We start from the raw sequence: 7,576 nt of genomic DNA on the forward strand, positions 1-7,576 counted from the left end.
GCTGGGCGTACCTCTGACGTCGGTGCTCCCGACGTGGACAGCAGTAAAGCGAGCGCGATCGAACGTGTCAAGGCGGGTCCTCAGCAGGTTTTGCGGACGTACCCGCTCGTCCCCTGGGGCACCACGTACAGGTCCCGCCGGACCATGCTGATCTTGTTCTTCCACGACGGGCAGCCCTTGGTCATGCCCGACGCGGTGTACTCGACGTCGACCACCCGGTTGTTGAACGGGCCCGCGTAGTCGGCGCACTCCTCGTACTCGCCGCATTCTTCGGTGACGGCGAAGTCGAGGCCGTTGGCGACCCGGTTGCCGGCCAGTTCGGGGGTGTTCTTCTGGGCGATGGCGAGGTTCTTGCCGTGGGCGTGGGCCGACAGCAGCTTGATGTACTCCTGTGCGTGGGTGGTGGTGAGCAGGTTCTTCGACCGCGAGTAGCTGTCGTAGTTGTCCGGCTCGATCGCCTGGTAGCCCTTCGACGCGCACGTGTCGATCCAGCTGCCGACCTTGGCCGCGACCCGCGAGCGCTTGTCGGCCGTGCGCAGGTCGAGCAGCGTCTCCTTCCAGTCCGGATCGACGACCTTGTTGCCGTTCGCGTCGCGCAGCAACAGATCGCTCGGCCAGTCGCCGTCTGCGCCTTCCTGCGCCTGGAAAGCGTTGAGGTAGCAGATGTTGTACTTCCCGCTCGCCGGGGCCGCGGAGACGTCGCGGCTGACGATCTGCACCCCCGAGGGCGGGGTGTAGGCGCCGCCGATCTGGTAGTCGAACCCGGCGGCCTGCGGCGGGAGCGTGATCGCGGCCGACGCCGGTGCGGCGACCGCGGTGAGCGTGCCGACGGCCAGCGCGCCCGCGGCCGTGAAAGAGGCTAATCGCTTGCCGTGGACGGGGAAGGAACGCTTCATCCGGAACTCCGTCATCGTCGGGGCTGGTGACGGCGAAAGGTAGGCAGGACGGCGACCGCGGTCAACGAAACGCGCATTCGCGATGCGCGTTTCACCGGCCGGCGGCTTCGACCACGGTGACCCGGACCCCGGCCCGGCGGATCGCCGCGACCGCGCCGGGCGCGGCGGAGGAGTCGGTGATCACCTCGTGCACGTCCCGGATGTCCCCCATCCGGGCGAGGGTGGTGCGCCCGAGCTTGCTGCCGTCGGCCAGCACGATCACCCGCTGCGCGCGCCCCAGCATGGCGCGGTTGGTCCGGGCCTCGTTCTCGTCGTGGGTGGTGATGCCCGCCGTCGCGTCGATGCCGTCCACGCCGACGAACGCGGTGCCGACGCTGATCGAGGCCAGCACGTGCTCGGCCCAGGGCCCGACCAGCTCGTAGGACTGGGGCCGGGCGACCCCGCCGACGACGACCAGTTTCAGCCGGGGGTGCAGGGCCAGGTCCATCGCGATGTTCAACGCGTTCGTGACGACGGTCAGGTCCGCCCGGCCCGGCAGTTCCCTGGCGAGTTCGCTCGTGGTGGAGCCGCCGGTCAGGGCGAGGACGTGCGGCCCGGACGGCAGCGTGCGGATCGCCGCCTGCACGATGGCGCGTTTGGCGTCCCGGGACCGGTTTTCCCGGTAGGGCGGCGGCACTTCGGTCGTGCGTCCCCGGGGCCGGGCGCCACCGTGGGTGCGGGTCAGCAGCCGCTGTTCCTCCAGTTTGGCCAGATCACGCCGCAGCGTGGCGGAGGAGACGCCGAACCGGGCGCTGAGCTCGCCCACCTGCAGCGAGCCGGTGTCCGCGAGCACGCGCAGCAGCTCCGAGAGCCGTTCGGCCCGGGTGGTGCGCCGTTTCCGCGTGGACATGGGGCGAGCCTACGACAGCCGCCGAAACGCTCACTCCGAATGCGCATTTGGCCACCGAACCTTGCCCGCTCGCGCGGCGGCGGATGACTCTGCCGGAGGACGTCCTCGGACATCGGAGGCAACACCTATGCACAGCAACGGGCGGTCGTCCGGCGACAGCTGGACCGCACGGGAGATCGGGCAGCAGCCCGCCACCTGGCTCCGGGTGGCGGACGCCGTCCGGCGCGCCCGGCCGGACATCGAGCGGCTGATCGCCTTGCCCGGCCGGCGGATCGTCCTCACCGGGGCGGGCACTTCGGCGTTCGTCGGCCAGATCGTGGCCCGCGACCTCGCGCGCCGGCTCGGCCGGCCGGTCGAGGCCATCGCGACCACCGAGATCGTCGCCGACCCCCTGGCCGTGGTCGACGAGCGGCCGATCCTCCTGGTCTCCTTCGCACGCAGCGGCAACAGCCCCGAGTCCGTCGCGGCGGCGGACCTGCTGGACCGGCTGACCCCCGAACTGGCGCACCTGGTCATCACCTGCGATCCGGCGGGCGAGCTGGCACGGCGGTGGGCCGGTGCCGGCCGGGCCGTCGTGGTGTCCCTTCCGGACGAGGTCAACGACCGCGGATTCGCGATGACGTCCTCGTTCACCGGGATGGCCCTATCCGCCCTGCTCGCCTTCGGCGTGGACGTCGACGTGGAGGCGCTGGCCCGCGCCGGGACGGCCGTGCTCGCCGACGCCGCGGACCACGCGTCGGCGATCGCCGGCGCCAAGCCGGCCCGGCTGGTGTTCCTGGGCTCCGGGCCGCTGCGCGGGCTGGCCCGCGAGGCGGCGCTCAAGTGCCTGGAGCTGACCCGGGGTGAGGTGGTCGGCATCGCCGATTCCGCGCTGGGTTTCCGGCACGGCCCGAAATCGGTGCTCGACGAGCGCACCATCGCCGTCGTCTTCCTCTCCGCCGATCCGCACACGCGGCAGTACGACGTCGACATCGCCCGCGAACTGGTGCTGTCGCTCGGCGAGGAGCGGGTGGTCGTGGTGGGTGACGGCACCGGGACCGGGGGTGCCCGGGTCTGGCCCGTGCCTTCGCCGCGCGGCCTCCCCGTGGCCGGCCACGCCTTGCTCGCGGTGATCGCGGCTCAGACCACGGCGCTCGCCTGCTCGCTCGCCCTGGGCGTCACCCCGGACAACCCGTTCCCCGACGGTGAAGTGAACCGCGTGGTGCAGGGCGTGGTCATCCACGATTTCACTCCTCCGGAGGTGAGCTGACGTGTACCTCGGTGTCGACGGCGGTGGCACGAAAACGGCGTTCTGCTTGGTCAGCCCGGACGGCCGGGTGGTCGCGGAGGCCAAGACCGCGAGCGTGTACTACCTCAGCGACGGCCTGCAGATCGTGGAACCGTTGCTGCGCCAGGGGATCGGCGAAGTCTGTGCCGCCGCGGGCCTTCCGGTGCCGGACATCTCCTACGCCTTCTTCGGCCTGCCCGCCTACGGGGAGATCAGTGCCGACGTGCCGGTGCTCGACGCCATCCCCGGCCGGATCCTCGGCACCCGGAACTACCGTTGCGGCAACGACATGATCTGCGGCTGGGCCGGGTCACTGGGGGCGATCGACGGCATCAACGTCGTCGCCGGCACCGGCTCGATCGCCTACGGCGAGCACGACGGCAGGCAGTGGCGCGGTGGCGGCTGGAGCGAGCTGTTCGGCGATGAAGGCTCCGGCTACTGGGTCGCGATCCAGGGCCTGAACGCGTTCAGCCGCATGGTCGACGGACGGCTGCCCGCCGGCCCCCTCGTGGCGGAGCTGCGCCAGGCGCTCGGCCTCGCCGCCGACTTCGACGCGATCGACGTCGTCGTCAACCGCTGGCACGGCGACCGGGGCCGGATCGCGAGCCTGAGCAAGGTCGTGGTCCGGGCCGCGGACGCCGGGGACGCGGTCGCGACCGGAGTGTTGCGGGAGGCCGGGCGCGAGCTCGCCCTGCTCGTGGACGTCGGCCGGACGGCCCTCGGCTTCGAGGCCGGGCACAGCGTTCCGCTCTCGTACTCCGGCGGCGTGTTCGGGTCGGCGCACGTGCTGTCGTCGTTCCGCGACGCGCTGTCCCTCGAGTACGACCTGCGGGCGCCCCTGCTGGAACCGCACATCGGTGCCGCGCTCTACGCGGCGCGCCTGCACGGGCACCCGTTGCGGGCCGAGCAGGTCCACCCCACCGCGTCCCTGCCTCGCTGAGGAGCCGAAATGACCGGAACCGCCGTGTCCACCCGCACCTGGATCCCGTACGCGGGACTGCTGGTGCTGTTCTGGGGCGTGTGGGGCGCCTTTTCCAGCCTGCCCACCAAGCTCTACGCCTACCCCGACCCGATGGTGTACGTGGTGTGGGCGCTGACCATGCTCGTGCCCGCGTGGTTCTCGTTGCGGGGCAAGAAGTTCAGCCGGAGCCGGGTCGCGGCCGGCTACGGGCTGCTGATCGGGCTCACCGGTGCGGGTGGGCAGCTCGTGCTGTTCAAGGCCCTGACGATCGGGCCGGCCTACGTGATCTTCCCGATCGTCGCGCTCTCGCCCGCGGTCACCGTGCTGCTGGCCTTCGTCGCGCTGCGGGAACGGCTCGGCGGGTGGTCGTGGGCCGGGGTGCTGCTCGCGCTGGTCGCGGTCGTCCTGTTCTCCGTCTCGACCGGGGACGGCGGGGACAGCGGGTGGCTCTACCTGGTGCTGGCGGCCGGGGTGTGCGTGGCGTGGGGGGTGCAGGCGTTCTTCATGCGCAAGGCCGCGCTCGCCGGGGTCGACGACGCGTCGACGTTCGGCTGGATGACGATCAGCGGGCTGCTGCTGATCCCGGTCGCGGTGCTGATGATGGGCGGGCTCCCGCTGGGGTACCCGTGGCAGGCACCGGCGCTCACCGCGGGCACCCAGTTGCTCAACGCGGTCGGCGCGCTGTTCCTCGTGATGGCGATGAGCCGGGGCAAGGCGTCGATCGTGGCGCCGGTGACCAACGCCCTCGCGCCCGTGCTGACGATCGTCCTGTCGCTGCTGTTCTTCGGCGCCACCCCGACCGGGTTCCAGCTCGCGGGCATCGTGCTGGCCCTGGTCGGCTCGACCCTGATGGTGTACCGCGCGGAAGTGACCGCCGAGCCGTGACCGCCCGGATCCTGACGATCACCCTCAACCCCGCCATCGACGTGACCTACCGGGTGGACGTGCTGCGCCCGGGGGAGACCGTGCGGGTGCCGGACGTCCGGTCCCGCGCCGGCGGCAAAGGGGTCAACGTCGCGGCCGTGGTGCGCGAACTGGGCGGCGAGAGCGTGGTGCTGGCCCTGACCACCACCCGGACGCCGGACGAGTTCCGGGACGGCCTGGACCGCCTGGAACTCGCGCACCGGCTCGTCCCGGCGCTGCCCGCGGTGCGGCGGACGGTGGCGGTGGTCACCCGCGCCGACGGCACGACCATGTTGCAGGAGAACGGCTTCCCGGCCGGCGCGACCGCGGAAACCGGCATCCTCGACGCTCTCGGCGCCGAGCTGGCGGCCGGGGCGGGAGCCGTCGTGATCTCCGGCAGCCTCCCCGAGGGGCTGGGTGCCGACGTCCCCGCGAAGCTGGTCCGGCTGTGCACCCGGCACGGTGTGCCGGTCATCGCCGACGTTTCCGGCGCCGCCCTCCGCGAGGTCGTCGGAAGCGGTGCGGTGCTCATGCCGAACGAGGACGAGCTCGGGGACCTGGGCGGGCCCGGCGCCTGCCGGGACCTCGTGGCCGCGGGAGCACCCGCGGTGGTGGCGACCTGCGGTGCCGAAGGCGCGACGGCGGTGACCGCCCAGGGCGTCTGGCGGGCCCGGCCCGCCGAGGTGGTCACCGGCAATCCGGCCGGGGCCGGGGACGCGGGCGCCGCCGCGCTGGCCGGGCACCTGACCAGACTGTCCGAAGTGGACTGGACGGCGGCGCTCGCGGACGTCGTCGCCACGTCGGCCGCCGCGGTGCTGCGGCCGGTCGCCGGCGAGATCGACCTCGCGGCCAGGAACCGGTGGCTTCCGGCGGTGAACGTGGAGAGGATCCGATGAACTGGACGACCCTGCTGGACGACCTGCGTGCCCGGCGGCGCGCGATCGGGGCGTTCAACGCGATCCTGATCGAGCACGCCGAAGCCGTCGTGGCCGGCGCGGAGCGCAGCGGGTTCCCGGTGGTCCTGCAGATCTCGCAGAACGCCGTCCGCTATCACGGTTCGCTCGCGCCGTTCGCGCTCGCCTGCCTGCGGCTGGCCGAGACCGCGACCGTGCCCGTCCTGGTCCACCTCGACCACATCGAGGACGAGGAGCTCATCCGCGAGGGACTCGACCTGGGCATCACGTCGGTCATGTTCGACGCCGCCGCGTTGCCCTACGCCGAAAACGTGGCCCGGACGAAAGCGGTCGTCGAACGCTGCCACGCCGCGGGCTGCCGCGTCGAGGCCGAGCTCGGCGAGATCGGCGGCAAGGACGGCGCCCACGCTCCCGGCGTGCGCACGGACCCGGACGAGGCCCGCGAGTTCGTCGCGGCGACCGGCGTCGACTCCCTGGCCGTGGCCGTCGGCTCCGCGCACGCCATGGCCGACCGCAGCGCGGTGCTCGACGAGTCGCTGATCGCGGCGCTCGCGCACCGGGTCCCGGTGCCGCTGGTGCTGCACGGCTCGTCCGGCGTACCCGACGAAGGCCTGCGCGGGGCGGTGGCCAGCGGCATCGTGAAGGTCAACGTCGGCACCCGGTTGAACCAGGTGCTCACCGAAGCCGTGCGTTCGACGCTCGGATCGCACTCGGCGCTCACCGATCCTCGCCGCTACCTGGCCCCCGGCCGGGACGCGGTCCGGGACGAGGTGGCCCGGCTGCTCACCCTGCTCGCGTAGTGCGGCCATCCGGGTGGTGCACTCGGCCGTCGAGCTGAAACAGACTGCGCCGCAACACTTTCGGCCGAATCCCGTGTAACGCCGGGAACGCCGGCGCGACTCCCTGCTCGGAGCTCGTTCGGAGAATCCGTGCTGACGACGCCTTCGGGCGTGGAGGGAACGTGCACGCATGCAGATCACCGAAGTGCAGGTGGGGGACCGGGCGGCGGTCGTCAAGGTGCTGCTGGCCTGGATCGACCTCGCCCCGGGGGTGCTCAAAGCGCAGCCGAAGCGGCAGCTGAAGTACACCGATCGCGAGTACGTGGTCAAGGAGATCAAGTCGATGGCCGACGGCCTGGGCGGGGCGACGTCGGCCAAGGAACACTACTTCGTCGCCTCGCACGAGGACGAGGTCCTCGCGGTGATGAAGGTCGGGCTCTGGGGGAAGCTGGTGCTCCACCACATCATCGCCAAGCCCAAAGCCGAAAACGCGAAGTGGCCGGGAGGCGAGAGCCCGGTCAGCGCGCTGATGGCGAAGGCCGAGACCTACGCCGGCGACAACGGCAAGACGGTCGTCACCCTGAACGCCGAGGACCCGTCGCTGATCCCGCTGTACTTCTACTACGGCTACCGGCTGATCGACGCGCAACTGCAGGCCGAGGTGGCGGCCGCGCTCGGACTCGGCGAGGTCGGACCGGAGGGCTGGAAGGCCGCCTGCCGCGGGGTCCTCGGCGGGCTGAGCGGCGCGCCCGGCGACGAGTGGGGCGCGGCGATCGCCCGGATCGCCAGGGCCCGGCCGTCCCGGTTCGAGAAGGAGGAGATGCAGAAGCAGGTGGGTTAGCGGAATGGGGCGGTGCCCTCCGCGGAGGGCACCGCCCCCCGGCCGGTGTTACAGATAGGGAGAGCGGGGTGTAGGGGAAGAGTGTTTGGGTTTTGGTGTTGTTGTAGGTGGGGGGCGGAAGATTAA

Annotated in this window: 8 protein-coding genes; 6 read left to right on the plus strand and 2 right to left on the minus strand. The window is 71.9% G+C overall.

The features are described from left to right. Positions 1–80: 80 nt before the first annotated feature. Together ACWEVN_RS25675 and ACWEVN_RS25680 are read right to left on the minus strand one after the other, a co-directional pair. The gene (locus tag ACWEVN_RS25675) at positions 81–896 is read right to left on the minus strand and encodes an endo alpha-1,4 polygalactosaminidase (RefSeq protein WP_452052992.1); all 816 of its coding nucleotides are present in this window, start codon (positions 894–896) and stop codon (positions 81–83) included. A gap of 91 nt (positions 897–987) precedes the next feature. Then, positions 988–1,785: a DeoR/GlpR family DNA-binding transcription regulator gene (locus tag ACWEVN_RS25680; RefSeq protein ID WP_449686621.1), complete on the minus strand. Its 798-nt coding sequence runs from the start codon at positions 1,783–1,785 to the stop codon at positions 988–990. A 127-nt stretch (positions 1,786–1,912) separates the two neighbouring features. Here ACWEVN_RS25680 and ACWEVN_RS25685 point away from each other — a divergent pair, with 127 nt between their 5' ends. From ACWEVN_RS25685 to ACWEVN_RS25710, 6 genes are all read left to right on the plus strand, one after another. Then, positions 1,913–3,034 carry an SIS domain-containing protein gene (locus ACWEVN_RS25685; RefSeq protein WP_452052993.1) on the plus strand — a complete coding sequence of 374 codons (1,122 nt, stop codon included), beginning with the start codon at positions 1,913–1,915 and terminating at the stop codon, positions 3,032–3,034. Position 3,035: 1 nt separating this feature from the next. Beyond that, complete coding sequence (locus tag ACWEVN_RS25690; RefSeq protein WP_452052994.1) at positions 3,036–3,992, plus strand: N-acetylglucosamine kinase; 957 nt, start codon at positions 3,036–3,038, stop codon at positions 3,990–3,992. Positions 3,993–4,001: 9 nt separating this feature from the next. Continuing rightward, positions 4,002–4,898: a DMT family transporter gene (locus ACWEVN_RS25695; RefSeq protein ID WP_449686624.1), complete on the plus strand. Its 897-nt coding sequence runs from the start codon at positions 4,002–4,004 to the stop codon at positions 4,896–4,898. Further along, the gene (locus ACWEVN_RS25700; RefSeq protein WP_452052995.1) at positions 4,895–5,812 is read left to right on the plus strand and encodes a 1-phosphofructokinase family hexose kinase; all 918 of its coding nucleotides are present in this window, start codon (positions 4,895–4,897) and stop codon (positions 5,810–5,812) included. Before ACWEVN_RS25695 ends, ACWEVN_RS25700 begins: the two co-directional genes overlap by 4 nt. Beyond that, positions 5,809–6,630, plus strand: a complete 822-nt coding sequence (locus ACWEVN_RS25705; protein ID WP_449686626.1) for a class II fructose-bisphosphate aldolase — start codon at positions 5,809–5,811, stop codon at positions 6,628–6,630. Before ACWEVN_RS25700 ends, ACWEVN_RS25705 begins: the two co-directional genes overlap by 4 nt. A gap of 169 nt (positions 6,631–6,799) precedes the next feature. After that, a complete protein-coding gene (locus ACWEVN_RS25710) occupies positions 6,800–7,450 on the plus strand; it encodes a hypothetical protein (RefSeq protein WP_449686627.1) in 651 nt (216 codons plus the stop codon). Positions 7,451–7,576: the final 126 nt, after the last annotated feature.

The sequence above is a fragment of the Amycolatopsis sp. NPDC003861 genome (assembly GCF_053605405.1).

Coding starts and splice junctions, on each gene's coding strand:
- ACWEVN_RS25675 (WP_452052992.1), bottom strand. CDS start 896: ATGAAGCGTTCCTTCCCCGTCCACGGCAAGCGATTAGCCTCTTTCACG.
- ACWEVN_RS25680 (WP_449686621.1), bottom strand. CDS start 1,785: ATGTCCACGCGGAAACGGCGCACCACCCGGGCCGAACGGCTCTCGGAG.
- ACWEVN_RS25685 (WP_452052993.1), top strand. CDS start 1,913: ATGCACAGCAACGGGCGGTCGTCCGGCGACAGCTGGACCGCACGGGAG.
- ACWEVN_RS25695 (WP_449686624.1), top strand. CDS start 4,002: ATGACCGGAACCGCCGTGTCCACCCGCACCTGGATCCCGTACGCGGGA.
- ACWEVN_RS25705 (WP_449686626.1), top strand. CDS start 5,809: ATGAACTGGACGACCCTGCTGGACGACCTGCGTGCCCGGCGGCGCGCG.
- ACWEVN_RS25710 (WP_449686627.1), top strand. CDS start 6,800: ATGCAGATCACCGAAGTGCAGGTGGGGGACCGGGCGGCGGTCGTCAAG.